The following is a 17,526-nucleotide window of genomic DNA, read 5'->3' on the forward strand; positions in this document are numbered from 1 at the left end:
CCTCCAGATGCGCAGCGGGCTGCGCCATGTCGAGACCCGCTACCGCATCCTGTTCCAGACCTCGGCCGAGCCGGTCCTCGTGGTCGATGCCGCAACCGACAAGGTTGTCGAGGCCAATCCTGCCGCGATCCGGCTGTTCGGAGACAGCGTCGGCCGCATGATCGGCGGTGATTTTCCGTCCAATGTGACGCCAGACGGCCTGCAATCCCTGCGCGGTCTCTCGACGTCAGTCCGTGCCGGCATCGGCGTCGATGAGGTGCGCATTCACCTCGCCGACACCGGCCAGGAATTCGTGGTCGCCACCGCCCTGTTCCGTCAGGCTGCGTCGGCCTTTTATCTGATCCGCTTCACGCCCGCGCACATTGCCAGCGCGTTGCCCGCACGATCCGATGCGCAGGCGAGACTGACCGCATTCTTGCGCAACGCCCCGGATGCGATTGCGCTGACCGATGCGGAGGGACGGATCGAAATCGTCAACGCTGCCTTCCTGCAAATGGCCCAGCTCATCGGCGAGGAACAGACCCGCGGCGAGACGATCGACCGCTGGCTCGGCCGCTCCGACGTCGATATGCGCGTCGTCATGGTGAATTTGCGCCAGCATGGCTCGGTGCATCTGTTCTCGACCGTGCTGCGCGGAGAACTTGGCGCCGTGCTCGATGTCGAGGTGTCGGCCAATGCGCAACTCGACGGGGACCGGACCAGCTTCGGCTTCATGATTCGCAATGTCGGGCGCAGGCTTGTCGCGCCGCCGGGCGATCATCGGATCCTCGGACGCTCGCCCGAGGACCTCAAGGACCTGATCGGCCGCGTGCCGCTGAAGGACATCGTGCGCGACACAACCGATGTGATCGAGCGGCTATCCATCGAAGCCGCGCTGGAATTGACCGGCGATAACCGCGCTTCTGCCGCGGAAATGCTCGGTCTGAGCCGGCAGAGTCTTTACGTGAAACTGCGCCGATATGGCCTGACCGACGGGGCGGGGGACGGCGGCGATGAGGACTAGTTCGCTCGCGGCCCGGACGCGCCCGGAGCCTTCGGCCATTCTGGCATTGCTGAAGCCGATCACCTGGTTTCCGCCGATGTGGGCCTATCTCTGCGGCGTGGTGTCGTCCGGGCTGCCGATCGGCGATCGTCTTGCTTATGTGTTGCTGGGCGTTGTCCTGGCCGGCCCGATGGTGTGCGGCACGTCGCAGGCTGTGAATGACTGGTTCGACCGGCATGTCGATGCGATCAACGAGCCCGACCGTCCGATTCCGTCGGGCCGCATACCCGGCGCCTGGGGGCTTTACATCGCAGTCATCTGGACCGCCGCATCGCTTGCCGTCGCTGCGCTGCTCGGGCCTTGGGCATTCGCGGCGGCCATCGTCGGACTTGCGCTGGCCTGGGCCTATAGCGCGCCGCCGCTGCGGCTGAAGCGCAATGGCTGGTGGGGCAATTCGGCCGTCGCCGGATGCTATGAAGGTCTGCCCTGGTTCACTGGCGCCGCAGTGATGGCTGCGGCTTTTCCCGACTGGCGCATCGTGCTCCTTGCCGCGCTCTACAGCATCGGGGCGCATGGCATCATGACGCTGAACGATTTCAAATCGATTGAAGGCGACAAGCGGACCGGAATCGGTTCGCTGCCGGTGCAACTTGGCCCCGACCTGGCGGCGCGGCTCGCCTGCATCGTGATGGCGCTGCCGCAGGCGCTGGTGATTGCCGTGCTCCTTCTGTGGGACAGGCCGCTGCATGCAGCCGGCGTCGCGCTGGTGCTGATCGTGCAACTTCTGCTGATGCCGGCTTTATTGCGCGATCCGCGCGGCAAGGCCGCCTGGTACAACGCGACCGGCGTCACGCTCTATGTCAGCGGCATGCTGATCAGCGCTTTCGCCGTCCGCACGCTTGTCACGGGTGGCGTATGACAGCCGCGGCACCGCTCGGATGGTTCGGCATCGTCCGGCTCGGCCTGGCGCAGACCGCGCTCGGCGCCATCGTGGTGCTGACCACATCGACCCTGAATCGGGTGATGGTGGTGGAGATGGCGTTGCCGGCCATGGTGCCCGGCGCGCTGGTCGCTCTGCACTATGCGCTGCAGATTTTCCGGCCGCGCTTCGGCTATGGATCCGACAAGGGCGGACGGCGGACGCCCTGGATCGTCGGGGGCATGGCGGTTTTGTGCACCGGTGGCGCCATCGCCTCGGTTGCGACCGCGCTGATGGCGACGTCTGTGGCACTCGGCGTTGCGCTCGCGGTGCTCGGCTTTCTGTGCATCGGCTTCGGGGTCGGCGCCTCGGGCACGACGCTGCTCGTGCTCCTGGCGACACGCACCGACGAGCGGCGGCGTCCGGCGGCCGCGACCATCGTCTGGGTGATGATGATCGCCGGATTCGTCGTGACGGCGGCCGCGGCCGGCTCGCTGCTCGATCCATTTTCTCCGGCGCGGCTTGTGGCGGTGGCAAGCGGGGTCTGTCTTTGCGCTTTTCTGCTGTCGCTGGTCGCCGTCTGGGGCATTGAGGGCGGAACGGCCGCCCGAATCCCGGCGCAGGACTCGCGGAACAGGGTGCCATTCCGCGAGGCCCTGGCCGAAGTCTGGGGCGAGCCGCAGGCGCGGCGCTTCGGGGTTTTCGTATTCGTCTCGATGCTGGCCTTCAGCGCCCAGGATCTGATCCTCGAGCCTTTCGCCGGGATTGTGTTCGGCTATACGCCCGGGCAGTCGACCCATCTGTCCGGTCTCCAGAATGGCGGCGTGCTCGCCGGCATGGTGCTGGTTGCATTTGCCGGCAGCGCGATCGGCGGCCGCATGCTGGGCTCCTTGCCGATGTGGACCGTCGCAGGCTGCATCGCCTCCGCGCTGGCATTGCTGGGCCTCGTTGCGGCGGCTGCGGTCGGGCCATCCTGGCCGTTGCGGCTCTCGGTGTTCCTGCTCGGCTTTGCCAACGGCGTCTATGCGGTCGCTGCGATCGGATCGATGATGGCGCTGGTCGGCAAGGGTGCGCCGGCACGCGAAGGCGTGCGGATGGGACTATGGGGCGCAGCGCAGGCATTCGCCTTCGGCCTGGGCGGATTTCTCGGCGCCAGCGCAAGCGATCTTGCGCGTTATGTGCTCGGTTCGCCGGCTGCAGCCTATGCCAGCGTCTTTGCGATCGAGGCGCTCCTGTTCGTGGTTGCCGCAATCCTGGCAGTGCGGCTGACGCATGCGCCGGATCGTAACGCAAGCTCCGTCAACACCGTATCGGGGAGAAACGCCCATGCCTCCGCATGAGACTTTCGACGTCGCCGTGATCGGCGGCGGCCCGTGTGGCGCGACTGCCGCGCGTGAGCTCGCCCGTCAGGGCCGCAAGGTGCTGCTGCTCGACCGCGCCGGACGCATCAAGCCCTGCGGCGGGGCGATTCCGCCGCGGCTGATCCGGGACTTCGACATTCCGGACGAGTTGCTGGTGGCCCGCGTGACCGCGGCGCGGATCGTGTCGCCCAAGGACCGCCACGTCGACATGCCGATCGACGGCGGCTATGTCGGCATGGTGGACCGCGAGGTGTTTGACGAATGGCTGCGCATGCGCGCGGCGCAGGATGGCGCGGAGCGCCGGACCGGCACGTTCGAGACTTTCGCGCGGGATAGCGACGGCACCGCGATGATCGGCTACCGGATCCGCAACGAACAGGAATTGCGCCTGGTGCGGGCGCGGGCGGTGATTGGCGCCGATGGCGCGCTGTCGGCGGTGGCGCGCCAGGCGATGCCGGAAGTGGAAACCGTTCCTTATGTCTTCGCCTATCATGAGATCGTCCGCGCACCGCGTCAGGACAGCCAGCTGTTCGACGGCAAGCGCTGCGACGTCTATTACCGCGGCGAGCTTTCGCCCGATTTCTATGGCTGGATTTTTCCGCATGGCGAGACCGCCAGTATCGGCACCGGCAGCGCATGCAAGGGCTTCTCGCTGCGCGGCGCGGTCGGGGCGCTGCGTCAATGCGCGGGGCTCGGCGAACTGGAGACGATCCGCAGGGAAGGCGCACCCATCCCCTTGCGTCCGTTGTCGCGCTGGGACAATGGCCGCGATGTCGTGCTCGCGGGCGATGCCGCGGGCATCGTGGCGCCGGCCTCGGGCGAGGGCATTTACTATGCGATGGCGGGCGGTGACATTACCGCGCAAGCCGTCGGCCGCTTCCTCGACACCGGAAATCCGCGCGAGCTTGCCACCGCGCGCAAGCGCTTCATGAAGCTGCACGGTTCGGTGTTCCGTGTGCTCGGCATGATGCAGCGCTTCTGGTATGCGAACGACGACAGGCGCGAGCGATTCGTCAGCATCTGCCGGGACCGCGATGTGCAGCAGCTGACCTGGGACGCCTATATGAACAAGGAGCTGGTGCGCGCCAAGCCGATGGCGCATATGCGCATCTTCTTCAAGAATATTGCGCATCTGACCGGTCTCGCCCGCGTCTGACGCGCTTATGCAGGAGTTGTTCCGCAGCGGTCTGGTGGCGGATGTCATTCTCGGCGTGATGGCTCTTGAAGCCGCCCTGTTGCTTTTGTACCGCAGGCTGACGGGCAGGGGACCGCGCGTTGTGGACGTCGCGTCCATGCTGCTTGCGGGCGGGTTTCTGGTTCTGGCGCTCCGCGCGGCCCTCACCGGAGCGGACTGGCGGATGATCGGGGCGTGTCTTGGCGCCGCGCTGATTGCGCATCTTTCGGACCTCTACCGGCGCTGGCCTTAGCGAAAGCGGGCCGCAGCCGGTTTCGGCGCACGCGCCCCGGTCCGGCACGCCCGCTTTGCCCGGTTCAAATGGGGCGTTTGATGACGTTTTAAGATTGCGACACAGCGGTCCCGCCGCTAAGAGGAGGCCCTTCCCGGCACCGGTGGGGCGTCGCCAAGTGGTAAGGCACCGGATTTTGATTCCGGCATTCGGAGGTTCGAATCCTCCCGCCCCAGCCAATTGATAAAACTACGCTTTCTCGATTTTCAGCTGGACATCTTTTAGCGTTGTCGGGAGCGCAGTCGGAAAACTTTCGTCCCCTTTTTGTGCTCGGTAGCGGTTCAGCTTGGCGATGGCGTTGCGGCCGACCTCGGTATCCGGTGGCAGATGGTGGCCGTCGGGATGGCTCGGATGTCGCTCCGCGTGTGCCCGGTAATGGCGTAAATCTCGGCCCCGGTGCTTCCGGCTCCGGCCAGCCTCACCACAGCGGTACTGCGCAGGTCATGGAATGTGAGTCCGCGAATGTTTGCCCGGATCGCCGCCTTGCCCCATGCTCATTGAAACCCGCTCTGACTCCATGGCGGATCATCGCTGCTGAGCAGGATGATCGGACTGCGCTTCGGCAGAGCATCGAGTGCGGCCTTCAACTCGTCGGAGACTGGAACCGGAAGCGGCCCCTTGCCCTTGCTCCGGCGCAGTTTTATCGCGGCACCATTGTAGGCATTCAGAGGTCTGCACTGATGCGAGTGGCGCCGCTTCCCTGTTATCCGGGGTGCAAATTTGGCTGCGCCCACGCCACATTTCGGTCGAAACGATCACGGGCTCCCCGGCTCCGCGCTTATGCCACCATCCTGCTTGTCGGCACGTCTACCCATGGCGTGCTCCATCCCCAGCATCCAGACCAGCGCGCGGCGCAACAGCTCGACGCCCGGAGTTTGCGTCCGCCCCATCTGCCCGAGCGCCGTCACCCATTCCTCGTCACTCGCCGAGGCCGCATAGCGTTGCACAGCCGCACGGGCAAATTCTCCTAACGCATAATCCTCGCGTTTGCAGGTCTCCCGGACACGTGCGATCAGGGCGAGGTCGTCGAGCGACAGCAGGATCTGCAATGCCGTGCTGTCGTCGTCAAAGCGTGCGATCAAGTCGCCGAGTAACATGTCCCAGCCCTCAACTGACCCGGTGTTCCAGGCTGCCCGGCATCTCGACGCCGGCAATCTCGGCCCGCGACACCAGCCGCGCGATATACTGCGCAGTGGCGCGTCGCCGTGCGCTTTCGGTCAGGTATTCCGCGATACGATCGGCAACGGTTTCAAACGGCAGCGGGCGCCCTTCGATCCGCCGGTCCAGCCGGATGATATGAAACCCGTAACACGTCGGCACCGGCTCCGCTGTCAGCGTTCCGGGCGAAAGCGCCATCATCGCGCGCTCAAAGTCCGGTGTGGTCTGCCCTCTGACGATTTGCCCGAGATTACCGCCCTGCCTGGCAGACGGGCAGGCGGAATGAACGCGCGCCAGCTCTTCGAACCGATGCGGTGCCAGCTGCAATTCCGTGAGCACCGAGCGCGCCAATGCGTGTGCGGCATCGTAGCGCTGCGGCTCCGCGGCATTTGCGGCGAACAGGATATGCGCAGCGCAGTAGATATCCTGCGTCATAAAGCGCTTGCGGTTCATATCATGGTAGCGGCGGCAGGCTTCTTCATCGGCAACCGGAACGACGATCTCCTGCTCGATCAGTCCCCGGATCAATGCCTCATCTTCCGTCTCACGCCGGGATTTTGCGTCGGTCAGCGGCGATGCATCAACGCCAATCCGCTTCGCCTCCTGCAGCAGTAATTCACGCACCACCAGCGAACGCGCGGCCTCGCTCCAGGCCTTGATCGGCGTATCCGACGGATGGTTCTGCGTCTCACGCGCGATGGCATCGCGCGGGACCACAATGCCGTTGACCGAAACCTGTCGCGGCTTTGGCATGATGAGGTCGCGGACCGAGCAGTTCATGGCCCGTTACTCCGCCGGAAGAGTTTGACGGCTGCCCGACGGCGATTGCGCCCGGGTTGTGACCGCAACACGACGATCGGGTTGCGCCGCCGGCACGCGGCCATACGGCCGCGTCGAACGCACCACCTGATAACCGCGCCGGCCGAGATACCAGACCGGCGCGCTCCAGATGTGCACAAGCCGGGTGAACGGGAACACCAGGAAGATGGTCATGCCAAGGAACAGATGCAGCTTGAACACCGGGCTGACGTCGAGGATCAGCGCGGAGACGCCCGGCTGCAGCGTGAGAATGCCCTGCGCCCAAGTCATGAACTTGACCATCTCGTGCCCGTCGAGATGCCCGAGCGAAACCGGGATCGTCGCCATGCCGACGATCAGTTGCGCATAGAGCAGCAGCAGGATCGCGATGTCGCCGAATGACGACGTGCGCAGGATGCGGGCGTCGAACAGCCGGCGATGAATCAGCAGGGTCATGCCGATGAAGCACATGATGCCCGCCACGCCGCCGATGACGATCGCCATCCACTGCTTGAAGGTGTGCGAGATGCCGAGCGCGTCGAAGATCCAGATCGGGGTGAGAAGTCCGAACAGATGTCCCACGAATATGATCAGGATGCCGACATGAAACAGGTTCGAGCCCCACATCAGCTGGCGCCGGCGCAGCAACTGACTCGATCCGGTCTTCCACGTATATTGCTCACGGTCGAAACGCAGCCAGCTTCCGACGATAAAAACCGTCAGGCAGAGATAAGGATACCAGCCGAACACGATATGATTGATGGTTTCGCGCATTGGTCTTCCCCTCAATGCCGTGTGGTCGGGTTTTGCGGCGAAACGACCGGCAAGTCCGGTGCCGGCCGCATGCCGGCGCGTACTCGCGCAATCAGTCCGTCCTTGCAGCTGTCGCCGCTGCCGGGGCCGAAGCGGACCTCTTGCTCTTCCCACGCCGCATCCAGCGCCGCGAGGTCGTCCGGATCGGTGTCCGGGGCCTGCAGGGCCGCGGCGATGGCCTCGCCCTTGGGCTTGTCCTTTGCGAGCGCCACCAGTGCGCGGAACACGGCTTCATAGGGCGAGTTGCGCTTGCGCAGCCGCTCGGCGATCGCCGCAAAGATATGCGCGGGCTGGCCAAGGAGGTCGAAGGCTTCCTGGCGGGGGAGCAGCGACAGGAATTCGAGGAACAGCGGCAGAAAGTCCGGGAGTTCGGACGTGCCGGGTTCGAGGCCCTTCTCGACATACATGGTCTGCAGATCGACCATCGCCTGTCCGCGGTCGCGGCTCTCGCCATGCACATGCTCGAACAGGTGCAGCGACAACGAGCGGGTGCGGTCGAACAGCAGCACATAGCGCTCCTGCAGGTCGTAGAGTTCGCCGCGTGCGATGTTCTCGAACAGCGGATTAAGGGCGCGCCGGGCCTGGCCGGTCAGAACCCCTTCCTTGCCGACGGCGTCCTGCATTTCGGCAATGTGCTCCTGAAGCTCGGAGGTCGGATAACTGAGCAGGGCCGAGAGAACTTTGAGAGTCCGTGTCATCACGCGACCTCCATCGGTGTCTTTGCACGCCTTGGCGTTCCGAACAGGTTCACCTCGCTGGTGCCGCCCGAGCAGCCATTGCCGAACGAGAAGCCGCACGACCCACGCAGGTCGTAGGCATCTTCGTCCAGCTCGCGATGCGCGGTCGGGATCACGAAACGGTCCTCGTAATTCGCGATCGCCATGACGTGGTACATGTCCTCGATCTGGAGCGCGGTAAGGCCGACGCGATTCGCAATCGCCTCGTCGATGACGCCGTCGACCGTCTTCGCCCGCATATAGCCGCGCATGGCGAGCATCCGTTCGAGGCCGAGCGCAACCGGTTCCTCCTTGCCCGCCGTCAGCAGATTGGCGAGATAGCGCAGCGGAATGCGCAACGAGCGGACATCCGGCATTTCGCCGTCATGGCCGATCTTGCCCGCGGCCGCGGCCGACTGGATCGGCGAGAGCGGCGGCACGTACCAGACCATCGGCAGCGTGCGATATTCCGGATGCAGGGGGAACGCGACCTTCCACTCCATCGCCATCTTCCAGATCGGCGAGCGGCGCGCGGCTTCGATCCAGGCTTCCGGGATCCCCTGCAACCGCGCTTCCTCGATCACCCCCAGATCGTTGGGGTCGAGAAACACTTTGAGCTGCGCCTCATAGAGATCCTGCTCGCTCGGAACGCTGGCGGCTTCCTCGATACGGTCTGCGTCATAGAGCAGGACGCCGAGATAGCGGATACGCCCGACGCAGGTTTCCGAACACACCGTCGGCTGGCCGGCCTCGATACGCGGATAGCAGAAGATGCACTTCTCCGACTTTCCGCTCTCCCAATTGTAATAAATCTTCTTGTATGGGCAGCCCGAGACGCACATGCGCCAGCCGCGGCACTTGTCCTGGTCGATCAGGACGATGCCGTCCTCCTCGCGCTTGTAGATCGCGCCGGACGGACACGAGGCGACGCAGGCCGGATTGAGGCAATGCTCGCACAGCCGCGGCAGATACATCATGAAGCTATTTTCGAACTGCCCGTAGATGTCCTTCTGCACGCCCTCGAAATTATAGTCCTGCGAGCGCTTGGCGAATTCGCCGCCCAGGATTTCCTCCCAGTTCGGACCCCACTCGATCTTCTCCATCCGCTCACCGGTGACGAGCGAACGGGGACGCGCGGTCGGGAACGCCGGCACTTCCGGCGCCTTCTGCAGATGCTCGTAATCGAATGTGAAAGGCTCGTAATAATCGTCGATCTCGGGCAGATCGGGGTTGGCAAAAATCTTGGCCAGTACACGCCACTTCGACCCGATCTTCGGCTCGATCTTGCCGTTGCGCTTGCGTACCCAGCCGCCATTCCAGCGCTTCTGGTTTTCCCAATCCTTGGGGTAGCCGATGCCGGGCTTGGTCTCGACGTTGTTGAACCAGGCATATTCCATGCCTTCGCGATTGGTCCACACATTCTTGCAGGTGACCGAGCAGGTGTGACACCCGATGCATTTGTCGAGATTGAGTACCATCGCGATCTGCGCGCGGATTTTCATTCTGCTGCCTCCAGCTTGCGGGCGACGGTGAGGGTTTCGGGCTGATCGGCCGTTGGCGTATCGAGCCAGTCGACCTTCGCCATCTTGCGGACGATGACGAATTCGTCGCGGTTGGTTCCGATCGTGCCGTAATAATTGAAGCCGTAGGATTGCTGGGCGTAGCCGCCGATCATGTGCGTCGGCTTCACCACCGCGCGCGTCACCGAATTGTGGATGCCGCCGCGCTGGCCCGTTATCTCCGAGCCCGGCACATTCACGATCTTCTCCTGCGCGTGATACATCAGGCACATGCCCTGCTTCACTCGCTGCGACACCACGGCGCGCGCCACCAGCGCGCCGTTGGTGTTGTAGGCCTCGATCCAGTCGTTATCCACGATCCCGGCCGCTTTGGCGTCGGCTTCGCTGATCCAGACGATCGGCCCGCCCCGCGAGAGCGTCAGCATCAGGAGATTGTCGGTATAGGTCGAGTGAATGCCCCATTTCTGGTGCGGGGTGATGAAGTTGAGCACGACCTGCTTCTCGCCGTTCGGCTTGCGGTCGATGATCGGCTTCACCGTCTTCAAATCGACCGGCGGCCGGTAGACGCAGAGCGCCTCGCCGAAGGCCCGCATCCACAGGTGATCCTGATAGAGCTGCTGTCGTCCGGTCAGCGTGCGCCACGGGATCAGTTCGTGGATGTTGGTGTAGCCGGCATTGTAGCAAACCTTCTCGCTCTCCAGACCCGACCAGATCGGTGAGGAGATAATCTTGCGCGGTTGCGCCACCACGTCACGAAAGCGAATCTTCTCGTCCTCCTTGTGAACCGCGAGATGGGTGTGATCGCGGCCCGTCGTGTTGGACAGCGATTTCCACGCCTTGACCGCGACCTCTCCGTTAGTTTCGGGCGCAAGCGAGAGGATCACTTCGGTCGCATCGATGTCGGTGTCGATCCGCGCAAGCCCCTTGGTCGGCCCCTCCTCGGTGACAGCACCATTCAGGCTCTTGAGGAACTCGACCTCCTGCTCGGTGTTCCAGGCCATGCCCTTGCCGCCGTTGCCGAGCTTCTGCATCAGCGGGCCAAGCGCGGTGAAGCGCTTGTAGAGACTGGGATAGTCGCGCTCGACCACGGTCACCTGCGGCATGGTCTTGCCGGGGATCGGCTCGACCTCGCCTTTCTTCCAGTCCTTGACGTCGAGCGCCTGCGCGATCTCCGCCGGCGTGTCGTGCAGGATCGGGGTCAGCACCACGTCTTTCTCGACGCCGAGCACTTCGGGCGCCACCCTGGAAAAAGATTTCGCGATCGACTTGTAGATGTCCCAGTCGCTCCGCGCCTCCCACACCGGGTCGATCGCCGCGGTGAGCGGATGGATGAAGGGATGCATGTCGGAGGTGTTGAGATCGTTCTTTTCGTACCAGGTCGCGGTCGGCAGAACGATGTCGGAATAGACGCAGGTCGTGGACATGCGGAAATCGAGCGTCACCAGAAGATCGAGCTTTCCGATTGGTGCCTCGTCGCGCCATGTCACCTCTTGCGGCTTCCTCTTGCCGGCCTCGCCGAGATCCTTGCCCTGTACGCCGTGCGAGGTGCCGAGAAGATGCCTGAGGAAATATTCGTGCCCCTTGCCGGACGACCCAAGAAGATTGGAGCGCCACACGAACAGATTGCGCGGCCAGTTATCCGGATGATCCGGATCCTCGCAGGACATCTGCAACTCTCCGGATTTCAATGCTTTGGCGACATAGTCCTTCGGCTCAAGCCCCGCGGCGGCGGCCTTCTGAGCGACCGTCAGTGGATTTTGCTTGAGCTGCGGCGCGGACGGCAGCCAGCCCATGCGTTCGGCGCGCACATTGTAGTCGATCAGTGCGCCGTCCCACGGGCCGGGAGGCGCGGTGGGCGATAGAATCTCGTCGATGCCGAGCGTCTCGTAGCGCCACTGATCGGTATGCGCATAGAAGAACGATGTCGAGTTCTGCTGCCGCGGCGGCCGGCCCCAGTCGAGGGCAAAGGCGAGCGGCAGCCAGCCCGATTGCGGACGCAGCTTTTCCTGGCCGACATAATGCGACCAGCCGCCGCCGGATTGGCCGATGCATCCGCACATCACCAGCATGTTGATCACGCCGCGATAATTCATGTCGGCGTGATACCAGTGGTTCATCGCCGCCCCGATGATCACCATGGAGCGGCCCTTGGTCTTCTCCGCGTTGAGTGCGAATTCGCGTGCGACGGTAATGATCTGCTCGCGCGGCACGCCCGTTATTTGTTCTGCCCAGGCCGGCGTGTAGGGCACGTTCTGGTCGTACGACTTCGCGACATGCGCGCCGCCAAAACCGCGATCGACACCGTAATTGGCGAGGAACAGGTCGTAGACCGAGGCGACCAGCGCCTCGCCGTCCGCAAGCGTCACGCGCTTGGCCGGGACCTTGCGTATCAGCACATCGGGATGATCGGTCCCGGCGAAATGACCGTGCTCGCGATTGCCGAAATACGGGAATGCCACGTCGGCAAGCTCGTCCTTCACATCGGCAAGCGACAGACGGAGCCTGGTATCGCGGCCTTTGGAATCTTTCTCCTCGAGATTCCACTTGCCTTTCTCGCCCCAGCGGAAGCCGACCGAACCGTTCGGCACGACGAGCTCGCCGCTCGTCTCGTCATAGGCGACAGTCTTCCATTCCGGGTTGTTGCTCTCGCCGAGATGTCCGGTGAAGTCCGAGGCACGCACGAGCCGCTCAGGCACGAGCCGGTCCCCGGATTTCACCAGCCGCACCAGAAATGGCATGTCCGTATACTGGCGCGCATAATCGCTGAAATACCTGGCCTGACGGTCGACATGGAATTCGCGCAGGATGACGTGGCCCATCGCCATCGCGAGCGCGGCGTCGGTGCCCTGCTTTACCGAAATCCAGAGGTCGGCGAATTTCGACGCTTCCGAATAATCCGGGCAGATCACCACGCTCTTGGCGCCGCGATAGCGGGCCTCGGTATAGAAATGCGCATCGGGCGTGCGGGTCTGCGGAACATTCGAGCCCCACAGGATCAGGAAGCCGGAATTATACCAGTCGGCGCTTTCCGGCACGTCGGTCTGCTCGCCCCAGGTCTGCGGCGAGGCCGGCGGCAGATCGCAATACCAGTCGTAGAACGACATGCAGACGCCGCCGAGCAGGGACAGGTAGCGCGAACCGGCCGCATACGACACCATCGACATGGCCGGGATCGGCGAGAAGCCGATCACGCGGTCGGGACCGTGGTTCTTGACGGTATAGGCATTGGCGGCGGCGACGATCTCCGTCACCTCGTCCCAGGTCGCGCGCACGAAGCCGCCGTGACCGCGTTTCGTCGTGTAGGCCGCGCGCTTGTCCGGGTCCTCGACGATCGACGCCCAGGCCGCGACCGGGGTACGCACGGCTCTCGCCTCGCGCCACAATTTGAGAAGCCGTGAGCGCACCAGCGGATATTTCACGCGATTGCCCGAATAGAGATACCAGGAGTAGCTCGCACCACGCGAGCAGCCGCGCGGCTCGTGGTTCGGCAGATCGGGACGCGTGCGCGGATAGTCGGTCTGCTGCGTCTCCCAGGTGACGATTCCGCCCTTGACGTAGATCTTCCACGAGCAGGAGCCGGTGCAGTTCGCGCCGTGGGTCGAGCGCACGATCTTGTCGTGCTGCCAGCGCTTGCGATAGCCGTCTTCCCAGCGGCGATCCTCGTTGGTGACAATGCCGTGGCCGTCCGCAAATTCACCGGTGACGCGCTTGAAGAATGTCAGGCGGTCCAGAAAGTGGCTCATGATGTTCCCTCACTCTGCCGGTTGCGCCGCAGCCGGCATTTTTCCGCCGCGTTCGATATCGCGCAGCAGGCCGCCGCGCCGCGTGTAGTAGAACCATGTCACAGCAACGCAGGTGACGTAGAAGGCCATGAAACCCCACAGCGCCATTTCGGGCCCACCGGTCATCGCAATCGACGTGCCGTAGCTCTTCGGGATGAAGAAGGCGCCATAGGCCGCAACCGCCGAGGTGAAGCCGATGATCGCAGCCGATTCCATCTCGGCCTGTTTCAGCCGGTCTGCGGCGGAGAGTTTCGGCTCAAGTCGCGGCATCTCCGCACGCATGATGGCGGGGATCATCTGGAAGGTGGACGCATTGCCGACGCCCGTTGCGAAGAACAGGATCATGAACATCGCGAAGAAGCCGGCGAAGGCATATGGCTGATCTTTGACACCGAGGAAGTAGAGCACGCCGCCCACCGCCGCGATCATCAGGATGAAGACCCAGAAGGTAACGCGGGCCCCGCCATACTTGTCCGACAACCAGCCGGTTGCGGAGCGCGAGATCGCGCCGACCAGCGGGCCGAGGAAGACGAGCTTGAGCGAGTCGACCTGCGGGAACTGGGTTTTGGCCAACAGCGGGAAGCCCGCCGAGTATCCGATGAAGGATCCGAAGGTGCCGGTATAGAGCCAGCACATGATCCAGTTATGCTTGCGCTGGAAGATCACCGCCTGGTCGGCAAAGGATGCCTTCATCGCAGCGATGTCGTTCATACCGAACCAGGCAGCCGTCGCGGACAATGCGATGAACGGAACCCAAACGAATCCGGCATTCTGCAGCCACAGCTTGGTGGTGCCGGACGCATCGGTTGCGATTTGCGGGTCGCCGCCGAGCCAACCGAACACGCCCGTAGTGATCACCAGCGGGATCACGAATTGCACGACGCTGACGCCGAGATTGCCGAGGCCGGCATTGAGTGCGAGCGCGTTGCCCTTCTCCGCTTTCGGAAAGAAGAAGCTGATATTCGCCATCGACGAGGCGAAGTTGCCGCCGCCGAGGCCACAGAGCAGCGCCAGCGCCAGGAAGATGATGTAGGGGGTATCGGGATTTTGCACCGCAAGCCCGATGCCGACCGCGGGGATCATCAGCGACCACGTTGCGATCGAGGTCCACAGCCTTCCGCCGAAGATCGGCGGCATGAAGGAATAGAAGATGCGCAGCGTCGCACCCGACAGGCCCGGCATCGCGGCAAGCCAGAACAACTGGTCGGTCGTGAACGTGAAGCCGACAGCGGGCAGCTTCGCGACCACCACCGACCACACCATCCAAACCGCAAAGGCAAGCAGCAGACAGGGAATCGATATCCACAGATTCCGCCGTGCGATGGCGCGCCCTTTCGTTTCCCAGAATTCCTTGTCCTCCGGCCGCCAGTCCTCGATGATCGCGGGCCCGAGTTTGCCGACATGTTCTGGCTTGTGAATCTCTTCCATCTCCGGAAGCTGCGGAAGCTTCGCGAGGTCGGGTTCTCGCGCTTCGCGCTCCATGCGCTGGATCGCGAGATGCATCCAGAGCAACGCCACACCGGACAGCAGGAACAGCAACATGAAGCAACTGGTCCAGATACCTGTCAGGTCATTCAGCACGCCGAACATGATCGGCAGAACGAAGCCGCCGAGTCCGCCGATCATGCCGACCAGACCGCCGACCGCGCCGACATTGTTAGGGTAATAGACCGGGATGTGCTTGTAGACCGCAGCCTTGCCAAGGCTCATGAAGAAGCCGAGCACGAACACCAGCACGGTAAAGGTCGCGACTCCGGTCTCCATATGGAAGGTGATCGGGCCGGTGATGCCTTTGATTGTGTACTGGGTCGGCGGATACGACAGAACGAAGGTGACCAGCACCGATACAATGAAGGTCCAGTACATGATGCGGCGCGCGCCGTATTTGTCGGACAGATGACCGCCATAGGCGCGAAAGATCGAGGCCGGCACCGAATAGGCCGCGCCGATCATGCCTGCTGTCGTGATGTCGAGGCCGTAGACACCGATCAGATAGCGCGGCAGCCAGAGCGCCAAGGCGACGAAGGCGCCGAATACGAAGAAATAGTAGAGCGAGAAGCGCCAGACCTGCACGTTCTTCAGTGGTTCGAGTTCGAGCCACGCACTTTTTGGCTTCTCGCCTTTGGCGCGGCGTGCCACCAGAACCGGATCGTCCTTGGTGCCGAACCAGAAGATCAGCGCCATGATCACAAGCGCGGCCGCCCAGATTTGCGCGACCGCATGCCAGCCATACGCAACAAGGACGAAGGGCGCGAGGAACTTGGTCACCGCCGCGCCGACATTGCCGGCACCGAAAATGCCGAGCGCAGTCCCCTGCTTCGCGGTGGGAAACCAGCGCGAAACGTAGGCCACACCTACAGCGAAGGAACCGCCCGCAATACCGACACCGAGCGCGGCGATCAGCATCTGCGGATAAGTCGTCGCATAGGTCAGGAAGAAGGTCGCGGCCGCGGCCGCCAGCATCGTCAGCGTATAAACGAGGCGTCCGCCATACTGATCGGTCCAGATGCCGAGGAATATCCGGATCAGCGATCCGGTGAGGATCGGCGTGCCGACCAGAAGCCCGAACTGGGTTTCGGTGAGTCCCAGATCCTTTTTGATCTGGATTCCGATGATGGAAAATATGGTCCAGACTGCGAAACACACCGTGAAGGCGATGGTCGACATCCAGAGAGCGGCGGACTGTCCATCAGGATGGGCTTGTAGCTTGGCTTGCATGAATGCCCCCGACTTGCGCGCGGATCGGTTTCGCGGGCACTAGAATCCATCCGGGCTGGCATGACCTTGCGAAAGCTCAAGTCTCTGAAAACAAATAGGAATTGATGTTTGGCAAGCGCCAGCTTGAAATATGTCAACTCATCGATTGATATTTGTAATAAATCGAAAGTCCCGATGATGACCGATGCACGCGCCGCTTAGAGGGAACGGCCCATGCGCATTGCCGAACTCGAACTGATCCGCGACCTTCCGCTGTTTCATGACATTGCGCCGGCCAATTTCGACAAGCTGACCGAAGCCGCGTTACTGCAGCGCTTCCCGGCGCGCGTGGAACTCATTCACGAGGGCGCGCTGCCGGACTTCCTGCATGTTATCGTTGAGGGCAGCGTGGAGCTATACGCTCAACATGCCGGCCGCGAGACCACGCTCGACATTCTGGGACCACTCACGACTTTCATTCTCGCAGCCGTGATCCGCGACGAGCCCTATCTCAAATCGGCTCGCACGCTGTCTGAGGCGCGTATCCTGATGATTCCAGCGACCGCTTTGCGCGATGCGTTCAGCCGCGATCCCGCATTCGCGCGCGCAATCGTGCAAGAACTGGCGACACGCTATCGCAGCATTGTGCGCGCATTGAAGAACGAGAAGCAGCGAACGAGCTGCGAGCGGTTGGCCAACTGGATTCTCAAGACCGATGCACAGCAGGGCGGCAGCGGACACGTTTCATTCAACTACGACAAGCGCACTCTGGCGTCGCTGCTCGGGATGACTCCGGAGAATCTTTCGCGCAGCTTCTCGCAACTCACGAAGTACGGCGTACGTAGCACCAGTCGCGGTTTAGCCATCGAAGATCGCGATGTGTTGCGTTCCTACGCGCGGCCGACACCGCTGATTGATGGGTGAAATCCAGCCGGCTGAGCCGGGAGGTTTCTCGTTTTCCGGACGCCGGGGTTGTCTTACTTATAGATATATAAGAGTGTCCGCTGCGGGTCGTAGCAGACATTCGACCAATACACGATTTGCGCTCACCGCATCGCTGCAGACACCAATGACGTTGGGTCTGCGCGCGCAGCCTGCCTGGCCGCAACGCCGCGCTCGCGCACCAGCTTGACCGCCTCAAGCTTGAACTCCCGCGTGAACGGTCGTCTCTCCACGACCCGCCCCTGTTTCATTAGGGTCGACACTCATTAACTCTGCTGCGGTGGCAGCACAATCGTGATTCCATTTCGCCTTGATTCGTTTCGGAAGAGGATCGGGGCGATGCGCCGGAATTTATTTTGGCTGAGCGACGAG

Annotated in this window: 13 protein-coding genes and 1 tRNA gene; 7 read left to right on the plus strand and 7 right to left on the minus strand. The window is 63.0% G+C overall.

Features of this window, described 5'->3' with window-relative positions; all coding sequences use genetic code 11:
* From ppsR to ACK41X_RS17350, 6 genes are all read left to right on the plus strand, one after another.
* Nucleotides 1-1,003 (plus strand): transcriptional regulator PpsR (gene ppsR, locus ACK41X_RS17325; RefSeq protein WP_409725888.1); only part of this gene is annotated, 1,003 nt, incomplete at its 5' end.
* On the plus strand, nucleotides 993-1,901 hold the full coding sequence (chlG, locus tag ACK41X_RS17330) for a chlorophyll synthase ChlG (RefSeq protein WP_409725890.1): 909 nt from the start codon (nucleotides 993-995) through the stop codon (nucleotides 1,899-1,901). The genes ppsR and chlG, both read left to right, overlap by 11 nt.
* Nucleotides 1,898-3,241 (plus strand): BCD family MFS transporter, encoded by a 1,344-nt coding sequence (locus ACK41X_RS17335; protein WP_409725892.1) that lies wholly within the window; start codon nucleotides 1,898-1,900, stop codon nucleotides 3,239-3,241. Before chlG ends, ACK41X_RS17335 begins: the two co-directional genes overlap by 4 nt.
* Nucleotides 3,228-4,418, plus strand: coding sequence for a geranylgeranyl diphosphate reductase (locus ACK41X_RS17340; RefSeq protein ID WP_409725894.1), 1,191 nt, complete (start codon nucleotides 3,228-3,230; stop codon nucleotides 4,416-4,418). The genes ACK41X_RS17335 and ACK41X_RS17340 overlap by 14 nt, the downstream gene beginning before the upstream one ends.
* 7 nt (nucleotides 4,419-4,425) lie before the next feature.
* Nucleotides 4,426-4,689, plus strand: coding sequence for a hypothetical protein (locus ACK41X_RS17345; protein ID WP_409725896.1), 264 nt, complete (start codon nucleotides 4,426-4,428; stop codon nucleotides 4,687-4,689).
* A gap of 143 nt (nucleotides 4,690-4,832) precedes the next feature.
* A tRNA-Gln gene (locus ACK41X_RS17350) sits at nucleotides 4,833-4,907 on the plus strand.
* Between the two features lie 576 nt (nucleotides 4,908-5,483).
* Here the strand turns inward: ACK41X_RS17350 and ACK41X_RS17355 are convergent.
* Genes ACK41X_RS17355 through ACK41X_RS17385 form a run of 7 tightly spaced genes read right to left on the minus strand, consistent with a single transcriptional unit; the run spans nucleotide 5,484 to nucleotide 16,233 of the window.
* A complete protein-coding gene (locus ACK41X_RS17355; protein ID WP_409725898.1) occupies nucleotides 5,484-5,825 on the minus strand; it encodes a hypothetical protein in 342 nt (113 codons plus the stop codon).
* 10 nt (nucleotides 5,826-5,835) lie between these two features.
* On the minus strand, nucleotides 5,836-6,666 hold the full coding sequence (locus tag ACK41X_RS17360; RefSeq protein ID WP_409725900.1) for a peptidylprolyl isomerase: 831 nt from the start codon (nucleotides 6,664-6,666) through the stop codon (nucleotides 5,836-5,838).
* A gap of 6 nt (nucleotides 6,667-6,672) precedes the next feature.
* Entirely contained in the window at nucleotides 6,673-7,458 is a 786-nt protein-coding gene (narI, locus tag ACK41X_RS17365) for a respiratory nitrate reductase subunit gamma (RefSeq protein ID WP_409725902.1), read from the minus strand.
* An 11-nt stretch (nucleotides 7,459-7,469) separates the two neighbouring features.
* Nucleotides 7,470-8,195: a nitrate reductase molybdenum cofactor assembly chaperone gene (gene narJ, locus ACK41X_RS17370; RefSeq protein ID WP_409725904.1), complete on the minus strand. Its 726-nt coding sequence runs from the start codon at nucleotides 8,193-8,195 to the stop codon at nucleotides 7,470-7,472.
* On the minus strand, nucleotides 8,195-9,715 hold the full coding sequence (narH, locus tag ACK41X_RS17375; protein WP_409725906.1) for a nitrate reductase subunit beta: 1,521 nt from the start codon (nucleotides 9,713-9,715) through the stop codon (nucleotides 8,195-8,197). The genes narJ and narH overlap by 1 nt, the downstream gene beginning before the upstream one ends.
* Nucleotides 9,712-13,476: a nitrate reductase subunit alpha gene (locus tag ACK41X_RS17380; protein ID WP_409725908.1), complete on the minus strand. Its 3,765-nt coding sequence runs from the start codon at nucleotides 13,474-13,476 to the stop codon at nucleotides 9,712-9,714. Before ACK41X_RS17380 ends, narH begins: the two co-directional genes overlap by 4 nt.
* 9 nt (nucleotides 13,477-13,485) lie before the next feature.
* On the minus strand, nucleotides 13,486-16,233 hold the full coding sequence (locus tag ACK41X_RS17385) for a nitrate/nitrite transporter (protein ID WP_409725910.1): 2,748 nt from the start codon (nucleotides 16,231-16,233) through the stop codon (nucleotides 13,486-13,488).
* A 213-nt stretch (nucleotides 16,234-16,446) separates the two neighbouring features.
* On the opposite strand from ACK41X_RS17385, the gene ACK41X_RS17390 reads away from it, so the two are divergent.
* Nucleotides 16,447-17,136 (plus strand): cyclic nucleotide-binding domain-containing protein, encoded by a 690-nt coding sequence (locus ACK41X_RS17390; protein WP_409725912.1) that lies wholly within the window; start codon nucleotides 16,447-16,449, stop codon nucleotides 17,134-17,136.
* Nucleotides 17,137-17,526: the final 390 nt, after the last annotated feature.

Origin of the sequence: Pseudorhodoplanes sp., assembly GCF_046289595.1 — a bacterium.
Lineage (GTDB): Bacteria > Pseudomonadota > Alphaproteobacteria > Rhizobiales > Xanthobacteraceae > Pseudorhodoplanes.